Raw genomic sequence first — 18,493 nt, forward strand, 5'->3', positions numbered from 1 at the left:
AATCGCTTGGCGGATCTAGGGTTTGGGGTAGCGCGTCACGAGCGGTGAAGTCCGCGGTCAACGACGCCCCGTTGCATAAGGATGATGTCTCACCGTTGTCGGCCCGCGCCAACACATTTGGCGCATGGAAGGCTAACGTTGCTGCCCCTATAGAGACGGCGAACCGGATCAAGCCGATGAACTTGGGGCTCTGGCCGTTAACTGGTCACTCCGGTCAACTCCCGTGCCACGGCATCGAATGCGCGCAGCGTGTCCAGCATGTGCGGCTCGTGCGAGTCAGGTTGGGCGGATACTTTGGCGGCGACCACTTCTGCAGCGCGGTTGATATAAATCATTTGGCCGCACATGCCCTGGCACAAGACGACGTTGCTGCCCGGATACGGAAACCACATCTGGTTGCGGTACATCCCGCCGGGCATTTCGTTGTCGTGTGGGCAGGCCGCGAAAGCTTGGCGTGAGTCCAGGCCGCCGTCTAGGGTGTCGGCGATCCACGCCGCCGGGATCACCTGCTGCCCGGTCAGTGAGGCGCCGTCACGCAAGAACAGCGACCCGAACCGGATCAGGTCGCCAAGACAGGCGTTGATGCCGCCATCGAAGAATCCGGTGCCTTCCGAGTCGACGCCGATAGTGGCATCGCATTGGGCACCGATGCGGCTCCACAGCAGTTCCGACATCAGCTCGGGCATCCGCTGGGCACCGGCGACTTCGCAGATCCAGCCGAGTACGTCCGTTTCGCAAGAGCGATATTGAAAAGGGCCGCCGTGCATCGACTTTCGCTGCAAGGTCAGCAAAAACTCGCGCACCGTGGCGGGGGAGTCCGGGCGGCTCTTGGGAGCCCACCCCATCGCCTGGTCGAGGAGGTGTATCTCTGCGGCTGGGTCGTCATAGTTTTCCGAGAACGCGATACCCGACCTCATGTCCAGCAGGTGGCGTACCGTCGCGCCGTCATAGCCGCAGTGCGCCAGGGCCGGGACGAATTTTGTGACCGGCGCGTCCAGGTCGATTGCGCCCGCCTCGTGGAGCACTCCGCTGACGGCACCCACCAGCGACTTGCTCACCGAAAACAACAGGTGTCGGGTCTGGGGCGTCATGTCGGCGCAGTAGTGCTCGGCAACCATCGATCCGCGGTGAGCGACGGCCCACCCATCGGTGGCGGTCGTAGCCATCACCTCACCTACGGTGGTGGCCGAACCAGCCGTGCTGGTTACCGGAATATCAGCTATCGGAGCCGTCGCGCCCGGCAACGAGGCGACCGGCCCGGTACCCCGCGGGATCACCGCGGTCGGCACCATTTGTTCGACGTGCTGAAACGACCAATGGACATAAGGCGCCGACAGCCAATTGCTCAGCGAGATGCCGGCCGGAACGCGACTCACGCAGCGCTGCTCACGCCCGCGCGACGAGCCGCGAAACGATCGGCGTGGCCGGCGCCAGGGGAGTAGAGGCGAACTTCGCCTTCATGCCCGCAACCCAGCGCCGGCACCGTTCGGTCAGTTGATAGTCCGGGGTCTGCAGGTGCCCGCGGGTGATGAGCACACCCAATTGCGCACCCGGACAGCGCAAGTCGCCGGGCGCGGCGACCCGCATGTAGAACGCCTCGGATCCGTCGAGCAGGGTGGCCCAGTCGTTGGCGGAGCGCGCAAAGGAGACCCGACCGTCATCGTCGATGCGCCACACGCCGGTGCGCGGTGTCGCGGTGAACAGCTCGACTTCCGGTGAGGTCTCGTTGATGATCACTTGGCCCCACACTTCGTCTTCGCCGTAGCCCCGCTCCCACCGTGCGTTGATCGACTCGATGTCGAGCTCGTACTCGACGTCCATGTACTCCAACAGGTGGAACAGGAACAGCGGCATGTCGGCGTAAGCCTCGGTCGTGAGGTTCGTCATCGGACTGGCGCCGCTGAGACGGGGGTTCACCTCGCCGAGGTACAGCTGGTCTGAGTCCAGGTCGTGGAGCAGGTCGACCTCGAAGTAGCCGCGGTAGCCCTCCCGGTTCAGCACGTCCCCGAGCTTGCGCACCATTTCTCGGGCGGTGTGGGTCTGTTCCGGCGGCAGCACTTCGCGCCAGATGTCGTTGCCGCACCAGCTGCCCCGTAACGGAGTCAGTTCCGAGTAGCCCACGAGGCTAGTCATGGCGGGGCCGATCACGGTGCCGTGGCGGGTCACGGCGCCCTCGATACACACCTCGACATTGCGGATCCGCTTCATGACTTTGAGGTCCTGCCCGCTCAGGGCGGCGGCGTGCTGGTTCCAGTCGGCCTGACCGCGCACGAAGAAGGTGCCGCTGCCCGCGGCGCCGTACGCAATCGAGATGACGAGGTCATCGCCTAACTCGGCGTTCTGCGCCAGCGTCACCAGTTCGTCGTAGGAGCCGGCCCGCCCGATAGTGTGCGGCACGCTGGGAACGCCCGCGTCGTTGGCCAGGCGTGTCATTACGATCTTGGAGCCCAGGCGGTTTCGCAACTCCACCGGGGGGTGCATGATCTCCAGGCCCGCTTGCCGCGCCAGGGCCTGGGTCTCTTCGTCAAGCATCACGAAGCAGGCCTTGCCGCCGGGTCCTCGTCCCGCGATGAATTCGAGTGTCTCCGGGTCGGACAGCAGGTGATTGCACACGTCGCCCATCGAGCCGAAATCGAGGCGGTCGCGTCGCCGCGGTACGAAGACCCGTGAATGTACCCCCTCGAACGAGTCAAAGTAGGTGAGGTAGAAGAAGTTTCGTATCCAGCGGTCGAGGCCGAGCAGGTTGAACGGGGTGGGCGAGATGAAGTACAGCGGCACCTTGTTGGTGTGGAAGAACGCGCGTACGTCCGAGAGGCCGTTGAGCGGGCGGGGGTCGGGCGCCATCAGGCCGGCCGCCGTGACGTCGACGCCTGGCGCAAGCATCGCGGCGGCGCGGTCGGCGATGAACCGGCTGGAAGTAAAAGAGGGTAAATCCTGGGGGATCTCACGCCGTCACGCTACCCGCCCTCGGTGCCACCTGCACTTGAGTTGGGAGTCATTCGCCGGCTGTTGAAAGTACCCGGCCACCTGAGGAGTTCGGCCAGCCAGTCAAGGCCAGATCGGCGATCGCATGCAGTTCCTCGCCAGTGGCACCGCTGCGGGCCTGGATGGCGATCCCTTGGCAGACGGCGCTGATCCAGCGAGCCAGCAACCGGGTGTCCACGTCGGACAGTTCGCCGGCGGCCACCGCTTGATCGAATCGGCGCGCCAGCTCGCCCACGGCGGCATCACGGAATTCGGCCAGTCCAACCGCATTTCCGACCAGCAGGCAGCCATGCGGATCGCCGGATGTCGCGTCAGCCGCCCCGTGCACCATGGCTTCGGCCACCTCGCGCGCGGTCGCACGGCTGAGCGCGGTGGCCATATAGCCGCCCGGGCCGTTGACGTACCGCTGCTTGACCCGTTCGAAGAGTTGCTCCTTCGAACCGAATTCAGCGTAGATGCCACGGCGGTTTACTCCGGTCGCAGTGCTCAAGTCGCTGATGGAGACACCCTCGAAGCCGCGGTCCCAGAACAGCTTCATCGCGATCTCCTCGACCGTGTCGGGGTCGAACTCCCGAGGTCGCCCTACCGTCATGTACCGCCTTCAGTGATCCCGGTCACAGCAGGAATTCTCCGCTGTGAAAGTGGATTTTGACCTGATAATACTTTGTAACATATCGGTTCGAAAATAAGAGGAAGGTGCGCGATGAACTCACAACCCCTAGCCGGACGCCGGGCTTTGGTCACCGGAGGGGCGCGCGGAATCGGTGCTGGAATCGTGCGGCGGCTCGCCAAAGATGGCGCCGCGGTGGCGTTCACCTATTCGTCGTCAGCCGCCGAAGCTGACAACCTGGTGGCCAAGGTGACCTCCGCGGGGGGCAAGGCCGTGGCCATCCAGGCCGACAGCGCCGATCCAGCACAGGTCGGCGCCGCGGTTGAGCAGACCGTCGCCGCCCTCGGTGGATTGGACATCCTGGTCAACAACGCCGGTACGGCGTACCTGGCGCCGATCGACGAGTACCCACAGGAGCAGTTCGACCGCGTCGTGGCGATCAACATCGGCGGCGTCTATTCCGCGATTCGCAGCGCAATCAAGCACCTCGGCGAGGGATCGCGGATCATCAACATCGGCAGCATCAACGCGGACCGCGTTCCGGTAGCCGGGTTGGCCGTGTATGCGATGACCAAGGGCGCGGTCGCGGCCCTGACCCGAGGTCTCGCGCGCGAACTCGGGCCACGCGGAATTACCGTGAACAATGTGCAGCCGGGGCCGATCGATACTGACATGAACCCGGCCACAGGCGAATTCGCCGACGCCATGCGGCAAGTCATGGCGTTGAACCATTACGGACACACCGATGACACCGCGGCCGTCGTCAGCTTCTTGGCCGGCCCCGAAGCGGGATTCGTGACGGGCGCGAATTGGAATGTCGACGGCGGATACACCGCCTGAAAAAAGAGACTAGAGCGCGTACAGAGCCGGGAGGTTGACGACGATCGCTTCCTGGCTGCTTCGTGCGATGACCAATTCCGCCGGCGTGTCCGGGTCGGGATTTTCCTCTCGGTGCGGCAGGTGCGGGGGAACGAAGACATAGTCGCCGGGATCGGTCCGGACCCGGACCTCGCTTACTCCGTCGAAGAACACGAATTCTGGATGGCCGCTGCGGACATAGATCATGGTCTCGGAGTCACCATGATGGTGGTTGGCTGAGACGCTGCCCGGCGCCGCCAATGTCTCGCCCATCCAGAGCTTTTCGCTGCCCACGGTGGCTCCACTCAGAGCGGCGAACCGCTGCATACCGTCAGACTGAGCCGTGTTGGCATCGAGTTCAGATGACTTCACGTGGCGCACTCGATTGCGCGGCGCGCTCTGCGCGGCATCGTTGGGGAAGTCGGGGTGAAAACCGTCCGGGTCAGCCATGTGTCCCACCGTAATCTCGGGCCCCTACCTAACCTCGCCTGAATTGCGACCGATTCACCCCGACCAGCGATCGTTTCAAGTCAGCGGCACAGTCCTCGGGGTAGCAAGGCAAACTAGTCGCGGTCGTGGTGGCAGACGGCCTCGAGCTTGATTCCTACCGGGTCGGACCAGAAGGTGGCGTAATAGTGGCCCGGGTACTGCGGGAAGTGTCGGGGGGTGTGGATGACGTTGCCGCCGCTACGTAGGACGTGGTCGTGAACGCGGTCGACCAGCGATCGACGCCGAACCATGAACGCCAAGTGCTGTAGACCCGTTTGTTGTGGCGAGTACGGCCCCACAACGGCAGCCGGGTAGAAGAAGACGTAGGTTCCGGGCTTGTTTTCCGCCGGTTTGTAGGCGAACTCGTCGTCGGCTGCGAAGAACGGTTCGAAGCCGACCAACGGCATCAGGTCGTCGTAGTAGCGCTTCGCCGCGGCGAGGTCCGGGACGTTGATTCCGAGATGACCGAGCACGACTTAAGTATCGATTCTTTGAGCCCAAGCGGAAGCCGAGGCCGTGGTCATTCCCGGGCGTTCGCGCCTTCACGGCGTCGAATCCCGGCCAGTACGTCCTCACTCGCGCGAAACTGCAGGCGATTTATGCGACCGTTCTCGACGATGAAGTCGAAGGCAACCTTGGCCTCGCCGCGATGTATCCACGCGGCGCCCGGACGATCCTCGACGAAGACCGGGAAGGCAGCCTTGGCCGCACCGTTGAAGAAGCTGGCCACTTCGTGGGCGCCCTCAAGGCGCGTCGGCGTACCGAGCGCGCTCGCGGCCGCGTCGGCCGAGACCACCACGTCGGGAGCGAGCAGCTCCAACAGCCGGGTGAAGTTGCCCTCGCGCGCCGCGGCCATGAAAGCGTCCACCACCTCCCAATCGGCGAGCGCGTCCTCGGGCGCGGCCGGACGCACCTTGGCGCGAGCCCGAGAGGCCATCTTGCGCACCGCGGCCGACGTCGTGTCGAGCATCGAGGCGATCGACTCGAAGTCGATACCGAAGCTGTCGTGCAGCACAAAGGCCACCCGCTCGGCGGGCGTTAGGCGGTCGAGTACCACCTGAAGCGCAACACCCACGGTGTCGGCCAGCACCACATCGTCGGCTGGGTCGAGTGCCGTCCCCTCGACCTCGATCGACTCCGTGGGCACTGGCGTACGCGCCCGCAGCTGGTCGAGGCACAGCCGCGAGGTCACCGTCGTAAGCCAACCCGGCAGATTGGCGATCGGTTCCTCGGTGGCATGCAGGCGCAGCCACGCCTGCTGCACGACGTCCTGTGCAGCGTCGGCGTCGCCTAAGACCCGGGCAGCGATGCGCTGCAGGCGAGGACGCTCGGCCTCAAAGCCGTCGTGCAGGCGGTCTTCACTCACCCTCGCGGTCACACTTTCGTCGTCGGATGCGTCACCATGCTGACGCACCTGAACCGCCCGATGTGACCGGAGGAGAACTTTCGTGAAAACCATGACCTGTCAAGACCTCGGTGGCCCCTGCGGACTTGCGCACCGCGGTGAGAGCGCCGACGACATCATCAAGGCGCAGGACCGACACCTCAAGGAGCTGGCCAGCGCCGGCGACGAAGAACACGTGCCCGCCCACGAGGACATGAAAGGCCGCTGGCGACACCCGATCAAATCGCTCGGCTGGTACAACGACGTCAAGAAGCGGTTCGCGGCGTTGCCGGAGAGTTGACACCGAAGCTCTTGCCTTCCGGCATCAGCATCAGTTGCTGCGGTCGGCCCACCCAGGAGGAAGATCACCTGGGGCTACCGAGATAACCGTCTCATCGTCGGTGCCTGCGTACTCGAAGAACGTGATCCGGGCAAACTCCGGGACGACGTAGATGGGATAGGTCGGTCCTTGATCGCGATAGGCCACCATCTCGTCGATGTGCTCATTCTGGAAGCAGACCGTGCGCTCGCCGTGCCGCTCGACCCACTGGGGAAAGAAGATGACGCCGTGCAAACGGCGCTTGGCCGGCATCACGTTGACCGCAACCGATGTACCGGTCGGCTCGGTCCACGAAATCTTGAAATGGCCGTCGTCGAGCTGGACGAGGTCAACCTCTTGGTCCTTCACCCAGCGGCCACCGACCATCCCCGAGTGAATGCGGTAGTCGATGGTGTGGTCGTTCTTGACGTACATCTCGTATCGCCATCCGTTGTCGTAGGTGTAGATGAATCGATGTCCCACGATGGCGGTCAGGTCCTGCGGCGGGGCTGCCTCGGGTGCGGCGGTCATAGCTGACTCCTCGAAGATTGCGGCGCACGTGAGGCACGCAAGCTAGTCGCGCCTGACGTCCGTTTGAAACAAAACTATTTTGTACGAAAACATTATGGCATACTCGCCGGATGGACGTTGCGTCGGAATTCGGACGGGTGATCGGGCCGTTGCGCCGCGCTGTCCTGCGCAGCCGGCTCGCCGAGGACTTGCCCGATCTCCCGGAAGCGCAAATTGAACTGCTCCGTGCTCTCCAAGCCGCTGGAACCGCCACACCGGGGGAACTGGCAGCACAGTTGCGGGTGGCGCGGTCGACCATCAGCAACCTCGTTCGCACGATGACCGCCGCCGGTCTCGTACAGCGCACACCGTCGTCATCAGATTTCCGTCTTGTCCAGCTGAGCCTTTCGCCACTGTCGCGGGACATGCTCGAGCGCTACGACCGCATCAGCACCGCGGCACTGCAGCGCGCCATCGATTCACTGACCACCCAAGACCGCGTCGCCCTCGAGCGAGCAGTCCCGGCTCTTCATGCACTGCTGACCGCATTGGACCGCGGGCAGGCCAGGCAACGCACCAACCGGCCCGCCTGACCGGAAGGGGCGCAGATGGGCTCAAAACCGACGCTTTTATTGCTGCACGGTGTGACGATGTCGGCGCGTGCGTGGGCCGACGTCATCCCTGACTTGACGGATCACTACGACGTCATCGCCCCTACCGCGGTCGGCCATCGGGGGGGACCGCAAATCGCCGGCACGGCGACTATCGGCGGCTTGACCGATCACATCGAGAGGGTGCTCGACGCTCGGGAACTCAAACGAGTCCACATCGCCGGCAACTCGATGGGTGGGTGGATCGCGATCGAGTTGGCGCGCCGCGGTCGAGCCGATACCGTGTGCGCCTTGTCTCCCGCTGGCTTCTGGGCTTCCGGCAAGAACGACGCCACGCATGCCACCAACCGAATTCGCCGCAGCGTGCGTCTCGCACAGGTCACCCTCCCAGTGGCACCCGTCGCTCTACGCATCGGTGTCGTACGCCGCGCAGCGCTACGGGACATCGCCGAACACGGCGAAATCCTCACTGCCACTCAGGCTCTCGATATTGCCCGCGACGCGGCGAACTGCGGCGCTGCCAGGGACTTGCTTGGCACCGCGGAACGAGTTGAACCGCTAGACCCCCTGCCGTGCCCAATAACGCTGGCATGGTCGGCACACGACCGGATTTTCCCACCCGCGGTCAACGGCACGATCGCCCGCGAAAGACTGCCCCAAGCCGAATATGTGGTATTGCCCGCTGTCGGGCACGTTCCCATGATCGACAATCCACGCCTGTGTGTACGTACCATCCGCGCCGCCGCACAGCAGACGCGGTGAGTCTCCACATTTGCGTTTGAGCACATGGCGTTTCGCCAGAATCGGCCGGGTTGTAAGGCATTGGGATCACGTCGCCCGCTTCCTCCCATTCTCACTATAAGCGGGCGAGGGGGGCTTGCGGCAAGGCCCTGCATCTGTTGCAGAATCGCCCGGCAACTACAGGCATGGGGGTGCTGATGGCAGCGGACATGGCAGATACACCGGAACGCTTCGTGGCGCATGAGTCGGGGGCTTTCTTTCACGGCACCAAGGCCGTCCTTGAGGTGGGGGAGTTCTTGACGCCCGGCTACCCATCGAATTACCGGCCGGGGCACATCTCCAATCACGTCTACATGACGAGAGTTTTGGACGGTGCGGTGCTCGCAGCTGAGATGGCGCTGGGGCAAGGCTGTGGTCATGTGTACGTGGTGGAACCGCAAGGCAGCGTCGAGGATGACCCCAACGTGACGGACAAGAAGTTCCCGGGAAATCCCACCCACTCGTACCGAACCCGACAACCGGTGAGGATCGTCGGCGAGATCACCGACTGGGTGGGGCACTCGCCTGAGTATCTTCAGACCTTCCGCGACGGTCTAAATGAGCTGCGGCGCAAAGGCCTTGATGTCCTCTACGACTGACGGGCTTGATACTGGTCGACAAGGCTTGCCTGTGCGGTATGGCCGATCCAGGCGAAGAGCAGGAGCGGGATGCCCCAAACTGTCAGGGCGCCTTGAAGCGAGAACGGACCAGTGGGTGCGATGAACGCGACGAGAAGAATGACATGTCCGGCCGCTGCCAGGGAGGCGAGGTGCGCGGTGGACCTACGAAACGGCCCGTAACGGTAGACGGCGAGCGCAAATGATCCCGACGCCACCACGGTAGGAACACCTGACATCACGAGCAGTCCGAACGCGAGATCATAGAGCAGCGTTGACAATTCAGCGCTGCGCGGGCGGTAAAGCAGAATATCGAAAACGGTGAATCCACTGAGTATGAGCATGGTCAGGCCGACCATTCCGACGTTGAACCCCGTTGCTAGGAGTGATCCGACCGGAATCCGGCAACGAAGCTGCGTCCACACCGCAGCGCCGAAGATCAGCCAGCACCCGACTCCCGCGGTGTAGAGCACCTGCGTCATGACCAGTCGGTCGTGGTGAGCTGATACCCACAGCACGATGTCGGCGCCTGACGCCGCGGTCGACGGGAACGCCCAGATCGGATAAACGGGAATTGCGGCTGCTGGCACGAGGACTCCCAGCGTCCCGGCCCACCGGGCCACACGTGCTGAGTTCGGGATTGTCGTTGCTGGATATTTGCGTTCGTCGTCGATGTGCATGAGTCTCCCGGGTGGCAGTCTTACCATTGGATAGATACCTGCTATAGCCAAGCATGCGCGCCGAACGAGAACTTATCAATGGTCAGATTGGGAAAGTAGACTACGACCATGTCGACGGTGCCCACGAAGAGCTATCACCATGGAGACCTAGAGCGGGCGGGAATCGACGGCGCTATTGCTGAAGTGGAGACCGTCGGAGTGGCCGCAGTCAGTATGCGGCGCATCGCCCGCCGCGCCGGCGTGTCGCACGCTGCCCTCGCCTACAAGTTCGGCGACAAGACCGGAATCTTTACGGCGGTGGCCGCCGAGGGATTTCGCATTGCGACCGAGATGATCGGGGCTACCGCCAACGGGCCCGACGGTTTTGTACATGGCGGCCAAACCTATATCCAGTTCGCATTGACTCACCGCGGGTACTTCGAGGTGATGTTTCGGCCCAACCTCTACCGCGCCGACAACCCAGAATTGCGCACGGCGAAGGCCGCCGCGTTCGAAGTGCTCTACGGCAGCGCCAGAGCCAGCCTCGAAGCTCGCCGTCCAGGCATGGTCACCAAGGAGGAGGTCGAGGGTCTGGTGTTGGCGGGATGGTCGGCCTCGCATGGCTTTGCAACCCTTGCGTTGACCGCCAACCTCACTGAGCACCTCGGTACTGACAGCACAGTGCTTGCTGCACAAGTGATTCGCGGCATCATCACCATGGGCGAGCTCGCGCAGCAAGCTTCGCAGGCCTGAAACGAATGACGTCAGGACACGACGGTGAAAGCTAGAGCGTCGTGCCAACTAGCTCGGCCAGCGTCGGCTTAGTTCCGTGGACGCCCACGCCGGCCACGCCGATGCACCGATGACCGTGCCCGCAGTCAGTTGCGCGACAATTCGGGGGCCGGCCAGGCGTGAATTGTCGTAGATCGTTGCGATGTCGGCCGTCTCGATCGCATCGGCCACGAGTCGCCACAGTCGGCGGTGCCGTTCCCGGATCTTGTTCTCTGGGACGTCGTGGCCGCCGTGGCGGACCCGCCGCCGCACGCGTTCTACGGCGAGGTCCTCGGGAATCAGCATGGCGTGCAGGGCAACGACGTAGCCCGCATCGTGGGCAGAGTGGAGCATGTCCAATTTCGACGGATGAGAGAAGACGGTCTCGGCAATGAACGACACGCCCGCCTCGATCAGCTTGGCGCGAGTGTCCGCCGCGATGCGCGCTGCATCGTAGGCGTGCGCAGCGGGATCGCCGGGCCAACGCCGCTTTGCGATCTCGTCGGCGTTGACGAACACGCTCCGTGGCAGCAATGGCGCCAGCGTGAGTTCGATGAACGTCGACTTACCAGCGCCGTTCGGGCCGACAACGAGGTCGAGCCGCTTCACCGGCGGCCGACGATGTCATGGCTCATCCGTCTACATCGACCACCGAGGCAGTGCCGTCGGGCCGGTACTCGACAATCTCCCCGTCGTCGTTGAGCGCCACCGTGGTGATGCCCCGCGCTGACAGCAAATCCCCGTAATGGGCGGTACTCAATGACTCTTCGATCGCGGCCGAAATCTCAGCGTTGAAAACAAGCCCCTCATCCTGGGACAGATGGTTGGTGTCCAGGGAACCGGCTAATGCGGCCTCGACGCGACGACGCGAAGCCGTCTGATGGCTCGACACCGCCCGGCCCACCCGAGCCCAATGATCCAGTTGCTGCTTGGCCGACCGGCTCTGGCGAGCACCCTCGGCAGCGGCACTGTCCACCAAATCGGCGGCAACCCTGGTGACGCGGTCGGCGACATTGGCCATGACTCAACCTCCCGTAGCAAGATGCTACGTGTTGTAGCGGAGTGCTACAAATGTAGCCACCGCCCGGGTGACATACCGCTGGAGAAGCGGGGCTCTCAAGTCCGGCTGTTAGCCTTTCCAGACGACCTTGTCCACGCCCGCCGCGTCCCGGTAGACGACACTGTCGGGGTTCGTACCGTTACGAACGTCGAAGTAGATGCGCCCCGTAACGGGGGTGCCCAAGGGGAGTGGTCCCTCTGGAAGGCCGTCGACTTGGTTGCCCTTCATCACCGCGAACGTGGAGCTGTTCGCCGCCCGAGCGTTGAAGTCGGCGATGTTCGGAGTTGCGTTACCGCTCACGCCTTGGGCAGTCACCTCCGAGTACCACACGCCGTCGTTGTGGCCACTGGGCTGCAGGTTGCTCACGGTGTAGTCGATCGTGCCGCCCAGAGAAGAGATCTCTGCCATCTGGCCGAATTGCAGCACTTGCGGATCGGCGTATGCCGGTGTCGCCGCAACCAGTCCGGCCGCCACCAATACAGCCGTTGTTGCGGTTACTTTCGATGCAATGTGTGAGAACGCCACGTCGGGCCTCCTTCGTGATGTGCCAACCGCCCAAATGATCGGCAGCTAATTTCCAGATTTCTCCGAAGCCCGGGATTTCAAACCCGATGTTTGATGCGCGCTGCCGACTCACGATTAGGAGCCGAATGAGCCGAGCACCAATGAAAATTGGTAGCTGCAAACTGCGGCGTTCGACTGGTAACCCGCCATACTCGGATGTTGTCTTTCGTTGCGATGAGTTTTGCCCTCCGGTGCAGTCTCATCTGCATGGGCAAACTCATCTATGGCTTCAACGTGTCGGTGGACGGGTACATCGCCGATGCATACGGCAACATCGACTGGTCCGAGCCGAGCGAGGAATTGCACCAGTACTGGAACGACTTCGAGCGGGGGACCGCTTTGTCGTTTTATGGGCGGCGCCTCTACGAACTGATGTCCGCGTACTGGCCGACCGCCGACGAAGCCCCGGACGCCACCCCTGAGATCGTCGACTTCGCCCGCATTTGGCGCGACATGCCCAAGGTCGTGTTCTCGCACACCCTGGAGGCCGTCAACTGGAATTCCCGCCTGGAACGCGGCGACCCGGTCGAGGTGGTCAAGAAGTTGAAAGCCGAAACTGACGGCAAGCTGGAGGTGGCCGGCGCGACGCTGGCGGCGCCGATCGTGCGGGCCGGACTGGTGGACGAATACCGGATCGTGCTCACGCCTATCGCCGTGGGCGGCGGCACTCCGTATTTCCCATCCCTGCCGTCATGGATCTCGCTGCGCCTGTTGGAGAACCGGACCTTTTCAGGAGGGACGGTCCTGCTGCGCTACGAGGCAAAACACGACTGATCGGGGCGGGGCCGATTCGACTGAACACGGCGCGTTCAACTTGACATAATGTCGCTTATCGGCAATAACCAACATTTGGCGATTCTGGACGAGACGCCCGAACTCCCGATCAGATGACGTTTCCGTCCTAGCGCGTTCTGTGCCCTGGACTGCCGTGACGGTTATATCAAGAACTCAACGTCGCATCCGCTGACCGTCACGCGTCAGGCCTACGGCACTGCCCGGACAGTCGGACGAGTCTCCGATGGGATGCGCGATCGCCCGATATTCGCCCGCTGTGATCGCCCACCTTCCCCGCTGCACTGCACGGCAATACGTCACAGTGACGAATTGGGCTGGTAAAGCGGACGAATGGATCGACGGCTGCCGCGAAACTCGGGCCCACTTCGGCGATGGGTTGCGTCGGGTCAGCGGCCTACGACGCGAGGAAGTGGCGCTACTGACCGGAATGAGCGTGGACTACTACACCCGGCTTGAGCAAGGTCGTGAGCGCAGCCCCTCCCCCCGAGTGCCGATGCACTGTCGATGCTCTGTTCGTGGGCGGCGACCAAATGACCTTCCCCGATTCCCCGAGGACAACGAATGTCGATTCTCATGGTCACCTGACGTGGGAGTCCTGCACCCATTGTGACTGCGCGACAACGGAATAGTCTTCGAGGTCTTGCCGCCGTGACCAGCAGAAGGAATCGAACATGAAGCGGACTACTCTTGGTGGTCTTGACGTGTCGGCTCAGGGCCTGGGCTGCATGGGGATGAGTGAGTACTACGGCGTACTCGGATGTTTTGGATTACACCGAGGAGAACTTCCATGGGTCATGTGCCTTTGTTGGGGTATACCCTCCCGGGTTAAGCACCGACCCAACCGTCCCACGCAACACGAGCTGGGAGTTCAAGATCAACGCCGTCCTGCTGGACACCAACGATCTCGGCGAGGCCGAGGCGATACTTAGTGCTAGTTACTCAAAAACGCATTTTAGGGTGGCGTCGAACCTACCGACTCGTACACAGGTGGCTCGCTCGACGCTTGGGCCGCTGGCGTTCGACGAATTGCGATACAACTACGTTTTCGGCTACGAAAGCGACCCGGCGGACGGCGTCGTGCTGTGTCGGGTGAAGTCGGGAAGTCTACTTTTCCAACAACCCGGTGGCGAACTCGAGGTGTGCCGGCCGGGGATGGCGGCTGTGGTTGCTGCGTGTCAGGGAGTTCCATTCAGCGGAGAAGTACATACCGGCAACCTCGTCGCGGTGCTCTTCGATGGGAGTCTCTTAAACGCTGTGGCCGCCTCGGCTTCACGCCATGGCGCCGAGGAAGCGGTGAAGCTTACCGCAGGCATGCCCATGTCCTCGACGGTCAATGACCACATGGTCAAGACCATCGACCATGTCATGCGTGACGTCGCAACCAATCCGGCAGCAGCGCAAAGTCCGCTGGTAGCAGGATCGGTCGCCCAGTACTTGGCCGCGAGCATGTTGGAATGCTTCCCCAACACTGCGCTGCTCGAACCTACTATCGAAGACCGTCACGACAGCACACCGGTGCTACTGCGGCGGGCTATCAGCTTCATCGACGACAACGCCGCCAACGACATCTCGCTGGTGGACATTGCACAAGCCGTGTACATCTCGCCGCGTGCGCTGCAGTACATGTTCCGCAAGCACCGCGATTGCACGCCCACCGAATACCTCCGCCGAGCCCGGCTACACCACGCACACCTCGATCTCGTCTCCGGAAATCGGCGGGATACGACCGTGGGGCAAGTGGCCGCCCGGTGGGGGTTCGGACATCTGGGCCGTTTCGCCATCGCTTACCGGCAACAATACGGTGAAAGTGCCCACCAGACGTTACGCAGATGACAACGGGTCAAGCTGGATACGCGGACCAGACACCATTCGAGGCAACGGTATTCGGCAGCTGGCTGCCCATAGAAAAAGCCTGGCGACACGGTGTTCACCGCCGCCGCTGGTTATCCATGCGGTGTCGACTCGGCTGCGCGGTGCCGCTTCGGGTGGTTGTCATCAGACTGCCGCCACTTTGCGACACAGGCATCGGTTTCCGTCGAGAGGTGGCCGATGGCGATTGCAAAGGCCGGGTCAATCGACGCGGTTATCTGCGCCCACGACTTTCTCGGCAATGACACTGATTCTGGTGTTGGTGTCCTGTGAGAGGCGCTTGAGCAGTTCGAAGGCGGCGGCGTTGATGTCGAAGCGTTCCATCAGGATGCCCTTGGCTTGGCCGATGACGTCGCGGCTGGCCAGCGCGCTGCGGAATTGACGTTCCCGGCTCACCAGGTTCCAGGCCACCATGGTGTGAGCGGCCACGAGAAGTCCCGCCTCGATGGAGTCCTGATCGAACACTCCGGGAAGAGGGGCCTGAAAGTTCAACGCCGCCAAGGTGTTCTTGTCGGCGAAGAGACGAAACGACAACACCGAACGCACCGGCGTTCGATCCAGGGCGGCCTCGCAGAACCGGGGCCATCGCTGCTCTGTCGCGAGGTTTTCGATGTGCAGGGTGTGCTGCTCCCATGCCGCGGACAGGCATGGCCCCTCGCCGGTGGCGCGCTGCGCGTCGTCGAGTCGGCGAACCTCGTCACGGGTGGCGCCCAGGGTCATGATGCTGCCCGAGGCGTCCAACATGGTGATACCGGCGCCCCGGGCGCCCGGCACCATCTCTACATTGGCGTCGTTGACCTGCTTCAGCGCCGACTCGAGGTCATCCTGGCCGTGCTGCTGCCGACCCTCGATCAGGTCGAGCACCGCCCGTAAGTGATGGGATTCGCCCGGCCCCGGCCACCGCCGCCGGTGCCGCGGCACGTCCAACCGGATGATTTCGTCCCGGGTCACGGCACGTTCCGTCCCTTCCCGCGGTGGTCGCGAGCGCTTCCAACGTCTCCCGGGTTCGGCCTTGGTCATTTAACGGCGCACTCGGGGCTCGTCGATTCACCACTCAGTGAGCAAGCATTGTTGTCCCGCGACGCGGCACCCGATAGGTCAGCACGCGCAAGCCTCCGGGCGGACTTATCCGATTGGCGCAACCTCCTGATTGGGGTGTTTCGTGTCGCGGCGGCGGGGCAGTCCCGACCATCTCGCCGTAGTACCTATCCCAGGAGGCTCACCGTGAAAGCGATTGTGTACGAAGGACCCCGAGAGGTCAGCGTCAAGGATGTGCCGGACGCAAAAATTGAGCGGCCTACCGATGTCTTGGTGCGGATTACCGCCACCAACATCTGTGGCTCGGACTTGCACATGTACGAGGGCAGAACCGATTTCGAGACTGGCCGCTCGTTCGGCCACGAGAATCTCGGCGAGGTCGTCGAGGTCGGGAACGGCGTCGACAAGGTCAAGGTGGGTGAGCGGGTCGTCCTGCCGTTCAACATCTCCTGCGGATTCTGTAAAAACTGCGAACGAGGCCTCACCAATTACTGCCTGACCACCCAGCCAGAACCGAATATGGCCGGCGCGGCGTACGGCTTCGCCGACATGGGGCCATGGCAGGGCGGACAGGCGGAACTCCTGCGGGTGCCTTACGGCGACCACAACTGCCTCCGGCTCGGTGAGGACTCAGTGGACAAAGAGACCGACTACGTGATGCTGGCGGACATCTTCCCGACCGGCTATCACGCCACCGAGCTGGCAGGGGTAATTCCCGGGGACTCGGTGGTGATCTACGGCGCGGGACCGGTCGGCCTGATGGCGGCGCTGTCGGCAACCATCAAGGGCGCGTCGAAGGTGATGGTGGTGGACCGCCACCCCGACCGGCTGCGGCTAGCCGAGGAGATCGGCGCCATTCCGATCGATGACTCCAAGGTCGATCCCGTCGAGTTCGTGATGGACCAGACCATGGGTCTGGGTGCCGACCGAGGGTGTGAATGCGTGGGGTACCAAGCGCACGACCCACAGGGCACCGAGGATCCGAGCATGACATTGAACAGCCTGGTGAAATCGGTGCGGTTCACCGGTGGCATCGGCGCGGTCGGGGTGTTCGTCCCGCAGGATCCTGGCGGCGTGGACGATATGGCCAAGCGGGGTGAGGTGGCCTTTGACTATGGGCTGCACTGGTTTAAGGGCCAGACCCTGGGCACGGGACAGTGTCCGGTCAAGAAGTACAACCGCCGCCTGCGCGACCTGATTGCGGCCGATAAGGCCAAGCCGTCGTGGATCGTGTCCCACGAATTGTCCCTTGACGAGGGCCCCGACGCCTACCAGCACTTCGCCAGTCGCGAAGACGGCTGGACCAAGGTCGTGCTGCACCCGAACGGCTTCCACCAGAAGCAGAAGGCCGGAGCAGGGTCTCGCTGATCCCTCACCCCACGCTGCCCATCACCGACTTCTAGGAGAGCTTTATGCGCGCAATGACATACCGGGGTCCGTACAAGGTCCGCGTCGAGGAAAAGGAGATACCGTCCATTGAGCACCCGAACGACGCGATCGTGCGGGTGGAACTGGCCGCGATCTGCGGATCGGACCTGCATCTCTACCACGGCCTGATGCCGGACACCCGCATCGGCCACACCTTCGGCCACGAGTTCATCGGCACGGTCGAGAAGGTCGGTTCGTCGGTGCAGAACGTCAAGCCCGGGGATCGGGTGATGGTGCCGTTCAACGTCTACTGCGGTTCGTGCTACTTCTGTGCCAGGGGTCTCTACTCGAACTGCCACAACGTCAACCCGAACGCCACCGCGGTAGGCGGCATCTACGGCTACTCCCACACCTGTGGTGGATACGACGGAGGCCAGGCCGAGCTCGTACGGGTGCCGTTCGCCGACGTAGGTCCGTCCGTGATCCCTGACTGGATGGAGTCCGAAGACGCATTGTTGTGCACCGACGCGTTGTCGACGGGCTACTTCGGGGCGCAGCTGGGATCCATCGTCGAAGGAGACACCGTCATCGTGTTCGGCGCGGGACCGGTTGGTCTGTACGCGGCGAAGAGCTCGTGGCTTATGGGCGCCGGGCGCGTCATCGTCATCGACCACCTGGAGCACCGGTTGGAGAAGGCCCGCACGTTTGCCCATGCCGAAACCTACAACTTCGGCGAGTACGGCGACATCGTGCTGGAAATGAAGAAAGCCACCGACTTCCTCGGAGCCGACGTTGCCATCGACGCCGTCGGAGCCGAAGCGGACGGCAATCTCGTGCAGCACGTCACCACCGCGAAGTTCAAGCTGCAGGGCGGTTCTCCGATCGCCCTCAACTGGGCGATCGACTCCGTACGCAAGGGCGGAACGATCTCGGTGATCGGCGCCTACGGGCCGATGTTCAGTGCGGTGAAGTTCGGTGACGCGATGAACAAGGGCCTCACCATTCACACCAACCAATGCCCGGTCAAGCGGCAGTGGCCGCGGCTGTGGTCCCACATCCAGGATGGCTACATCAAGCCGAATGACATTGTGACGCATCGCATTCCGCTGGAGCACATCGCCGAGGGCTATCACATGTTCTCGTCCAAGTTGGACAACATCATCAAGCCCGTCATCCTCGTCAACCACAACTGACCTACCGAAGGGA

22 protein-coding genes and 1 pseudogene are annotated in these 18,493 nt (G+C 63.1%); 11 read left to right on the plus strand and 12 right to left on the minus strand.

Going from position 1 to position 18,493, the window contains the following annotated elements; translation table 11 throughout:
• Positions 1-197: 197 nt before the first annotated feature.
• The 3 genes from A9W95_RS14090 to A9W95_RS14100 form a co-directional block, all read right to left on the minus strand.
• Positions 198-1,349, minus strand: a complete 1,152-nt coding sequence (locus tag A9W95_RS14090) for a serine hydrolase domain-containing protein (RefSeq protein ID WP_253851660.1) — start codon at positions 1,347-1,349, stop codon at positions 198-200.
• A 37-nt stretch (positions 1,350-1,386) separates the two neighbouring features.
• Positions 1,387-2,844, minus strand: a complete 1,458-nt coding sequence (locus A9W95_RS14095) for a biotin carboxylase (protein ID WP_156746204.1) — start codon at positions 2,842-2,844, stop codon at positions 1,387-1,389.
• A 151-nt stretch (positions 2,845-2,995) separates the two neighbouring features.
• Entirely contained in the window at positions 2,996-3,577 is a 582-nt protein-coding gene (locus A9W95_RS14100; protein ID WP_067413604.1) for a TetR/AcrR family transcriptional regulator, read from the minus strand.
• Positions 3,578-3,688: 111 nt separating this feature from the next.
• Between A9W95_RS14100 and A9W95_RS14105 the strand changes: the two genes are divergently transcribed.
• On the plus strand, positions 3,689-4,435 hold the full coding sequence (locus tag A9W95_RS14105) for an SDR family oxidoreductase (protein WP_067413607.1): 747 nt from the start codon (positions 3,689-3,691) through the stop codon (positions 4,433-4,435).
• 9 nt (positions 4,436-4,444) lie between these two features.
• On the opposite strand, the gene A9W95_RS14110 is transcribed toward A9W95_RS14105, so the two are convergent.
• The 3 genes from A9W95_RS14110 to A9W95_RS14120 all read right to left on the minus strand — a co-directional run bounded on the left by A9W95_RS14110 (position 4,445) and on the right by A9W95_RS14120 (position 6,308).
• Positions 4,445-4,903, minus strand: a complete 459-nt coding sequence (locus A9W95_RS14110; RefSeq protein WP_067413610.1) for a cupin domain-containing protein — start codon at positions 4,901-4,903, stop codon at positions 4,445-4,447.
• A gap of 113 nt (positions 4,904-5,016) precedes the next feature.
• Entirely contained in the window at positions 5,017-5,415 is a 399-nt protein-coding gene (locus A9W95_RS14115) for a VOC family protein (protein ID WP_067413613.1), read from the minus strand.
• A gap of 47 nt (positions 5,416-5,462) precedes the next feature.
• The gene (locus A9W95_RS14120) at positions 5,463-6,308 is read right to left on the minus strand and encodes a sigma-70 family RNA polymerase sigma factor (RefSeq protein ID WP_067413739.1); all 846 of its coding nucleotides are present in this window, start codon (positions 6,306-6,308) and stop codon (positions 5,463-5,465) included.
• 91 nt (positions 6,309-6,399) lie between these two features.
• On the opposite strand from A9W95_RS14120, the gene A9W95_RS14125 reads away from it, so the two are divergent.
• The gene (locus tag A9W95_RS14125) at positions 6,400-6,627 is read left to right on the plus strand and encodes a hypothetical protein (protein WP_253851661.1); all 228 of its coding nucleotides are present in this window, start codon (positions 6,400-6,402) and stop codon (positions 6,625-6,627) included.
• A 30-nt stretch (positions 6,628-6,657) separates the two neighbouring features.
• Here A9W95_RS14125 and A9W95_RS14130 read toward each other — a convergent pair whose 3' ends face one another.
• Positions 6,658-7,176, minus strand: a complete 519-nt coding sequence (locus A9W95_RS14130; RefSeq protein ID WP_067413620.1) for a phenolic acid decarboxylase — start codon at positions 7,174-7,176, stop codon at positions 6,658-6,660.
• 110 nt (positions 7,177-7,286) lie between these two features.
• On the opposite strand from A9W95_RS14130, the gene A9W95_RS14135 reads away from it, so the two are divergent.
• From A9W95_RS14135 to arr, 3 genes are all read left to right on the plus strand, one after another.
• Positions 7,287-7,748, plus strand: a complete 462-nt coding sequence (locus A9W95_RS14135; RefSeq protein WP_067413621.1) for a MarR family winged helix-turn-helix transcriptional regulator — start codon at positions 7,287-7,289, stop codon at positions 7,746-7,748.
• Between the two features lie 15 nt (positions 7,749-7,763).
• On the plus strand, positions 7,764-8,528 hold the full coding sequence (locus A9W95_RS14140; protein WP_067413624.1) for an alpha/beta fold hydrolase: 765 nt from the start codon (positions 7,764-7,766) through the stop codon (positions 8,526-8,528).
• Positions 8,529-8,704: 176 nt separating this feature from the next.
• Positions 8,705-9,145 carry an NAD(+)--rifampin ADP-ribosyltransferase gene (gene arr / locus A9W95_RS14145; RefSeq protein ID WP_371328070.1) on the plus strand — a complete coding sequence of 147 codons (441 nt, stop codon included), beginning with the start codon at positions 8,705-8,707 and terminating at the stop codon, positions 9,143-9,145.
• Here the strand turns inward: arr and A9W95_RS14150 are convergent.
• Positions 9,136-9,843 carry a hypothetical protein gene (locus tag A9W95_RS14150; protein ID WP_067413625.1) on the minus strand — a complete coding sequence of 236 codons (708 nt, stop codon included), beginning with the start codon at positions 9,841-9,843 and terminating at the stop codon, positions 9,136-9,138. The genes arr and A9W95_RS14150 overlap by 10 nt on opposite strands.
• 108 nt (positions 9,844-9,951) lie before the next feature.
• Here A9W95_RS14150 and A9W95_RS14155 point away from each other — a divergent pair, with 108 nt between their 5' ends.
• Positions 9,952-10,575 carry a TetR/AcrR family transcriptional regulator gene (locus A9W95_RS14155; protein ID WP_067413628.1) on the plus strand — a complete coding sequence of 208 codons (624 nt, stop codon included), beginning with the start codon at positions 9,952-9,954 and terminating at the stop codon, positions 10,573-10,575.
• A 48-nt stretch (positions 10,576-10,623) separates the two neighbouring features.
• Here the strand turns inward: A9W95_RS14155 and A9W95_RS14160 are convergent, their stop codons facing one another.
• From A9W95_RS14160 to A9W95_RS14170, 3 genes are all read right to left on the minus strand, one after another.
• On the minus strand, positions 10,624-11,202 hold the full coding sequence (locus A9W95_RS14160; protein WP_067413631.1) for a zeta toxin family protein: 579 nt from the start codon (positions 11,200-11,202) through the stop codon (positions 10,624-10,626).
• A 22-nt stretch (positions 11,203-11,224) separates the two neighbouring features.
• Positions 11,225-11,614 carry a hypothetical protein gene (locus A9W95_RS14165; RefSeq protein ID WP_067413633.1) on the minus strand — a complete coding sequence of 130 codons (390 nt, stop codon included), beginning with the start codon at positions 11,612-11,614 and terminating at the stop codon, positions 11,225-11,227.
• 108 nt (positions 11,615-11,722) lie between these two features.
• Positions 11,723-12,178: a DUF1942 domain-containing protein gene (locus A9W95_RS14170; RefSeq protein ID WP_067413636.1), complete on the minus strand. Its 456-nt coding sequence runs from the start codon at positions 12,176-12,178 to the stop codon at positions 11,723-11,725.
• 246 nt (positions 12,179-12,424) lie between these two features.
• On the opposite strand from A9W95_RS14170, the gene A9W95_RS14175 reads away from it, so the two are divergent.
• The 3 genes and pseudogenes from A9W95_RS14175 to A9W95_RS14180 all read left to right on the plus strand — a co-directional run bounded on the left by A9W95_RS14175 (position 12,425) and on the right by A9W95_RS14180 (position 14,845).
• Complete coding sequence (locus tag A9W95_RS14175) at positions 12,425-12,991, plus strand: dihydrofolate reductase family protein (RefSeq protein WP_067413640.1); 567 nt, start codon at positions 12,425-12,427, stop codon at positions 12,989-12,991.
• A gap of 355 nt (positions 12,992-13,346) precedes the next feature.
• Positions 13,347-13,502, plus strand: a pseudogene (locus tag A9W95_RS27995) (helix-turn-helix domain-containing protein); the annotation flags it as partial.
• A gap of 272 nt (positions 13,503-13,774) precedes the next feature.
• A complete protein-coding gene (locus tag A9W95_RS14180; RefSeq protein WP_172826619.1) occupies positions 13,775-14,845 on the plus strand; it encodes a helix-turn-helix transcriptional regulator in 1,071 nt (356 codons plus the stop codon).
• 237 nt (positions 14,846-15,082) lie between these two features.
• Here the strand turns inward: A9W95_RS14180 and A9W95_RS14185 are convergent, their stop codons facing one another.
• Positions 15,083-15,832, minus strand: a complete 750-nt coding sequence (locus A9W95_RS14185; protein ID WP_172826620.1) for a GAF and ANTAR domain-containing protein — start codon at positions 15,830-15,832, stop codon at positions 15,083-15,085.
• Positions 15,833-16,105: 273 nt separating this feature from the next.
• Here A9W95_RS14185 and A9W95_RS14190 point away from each other — a divergent pair, with 273 nt between their 5' ends.
• A complete protein-coding gene (locus A9W95_RS14190; protein ID WP_067413642.1) occupies positions 16,106-17,287 on the plus strand; it encodes a glutathione-independent formaldehyde dehydrogenase in 1,182 nt (393 codons plus the stop codon).
• Between the two features lie 44 nt (positions 17,288-17,331).
• Positions 17,332-18,480, plus strand: a complete 1,149-nt coding sequence (locus A9W95_RS14195; protein WP_067413645.1) for a zinc-dependent alcohol dehydrogenase — start codon at positions 17,332-17,334, stop codon at positions 18,478-18,480.
• Positions 18,481-18,493 lie beyond the last annotated feature (13 nt).

The organism is Mycobacterium sp. 1423905.2 (genome assembly GCF_001673155.1).
In the GTDB taxonomy this organism is placed as follows: Bacteria; Actinomycetota; Actinomycetes; order Mycobacteriales; family Mycobacteriaceae; genus Mycobacterium.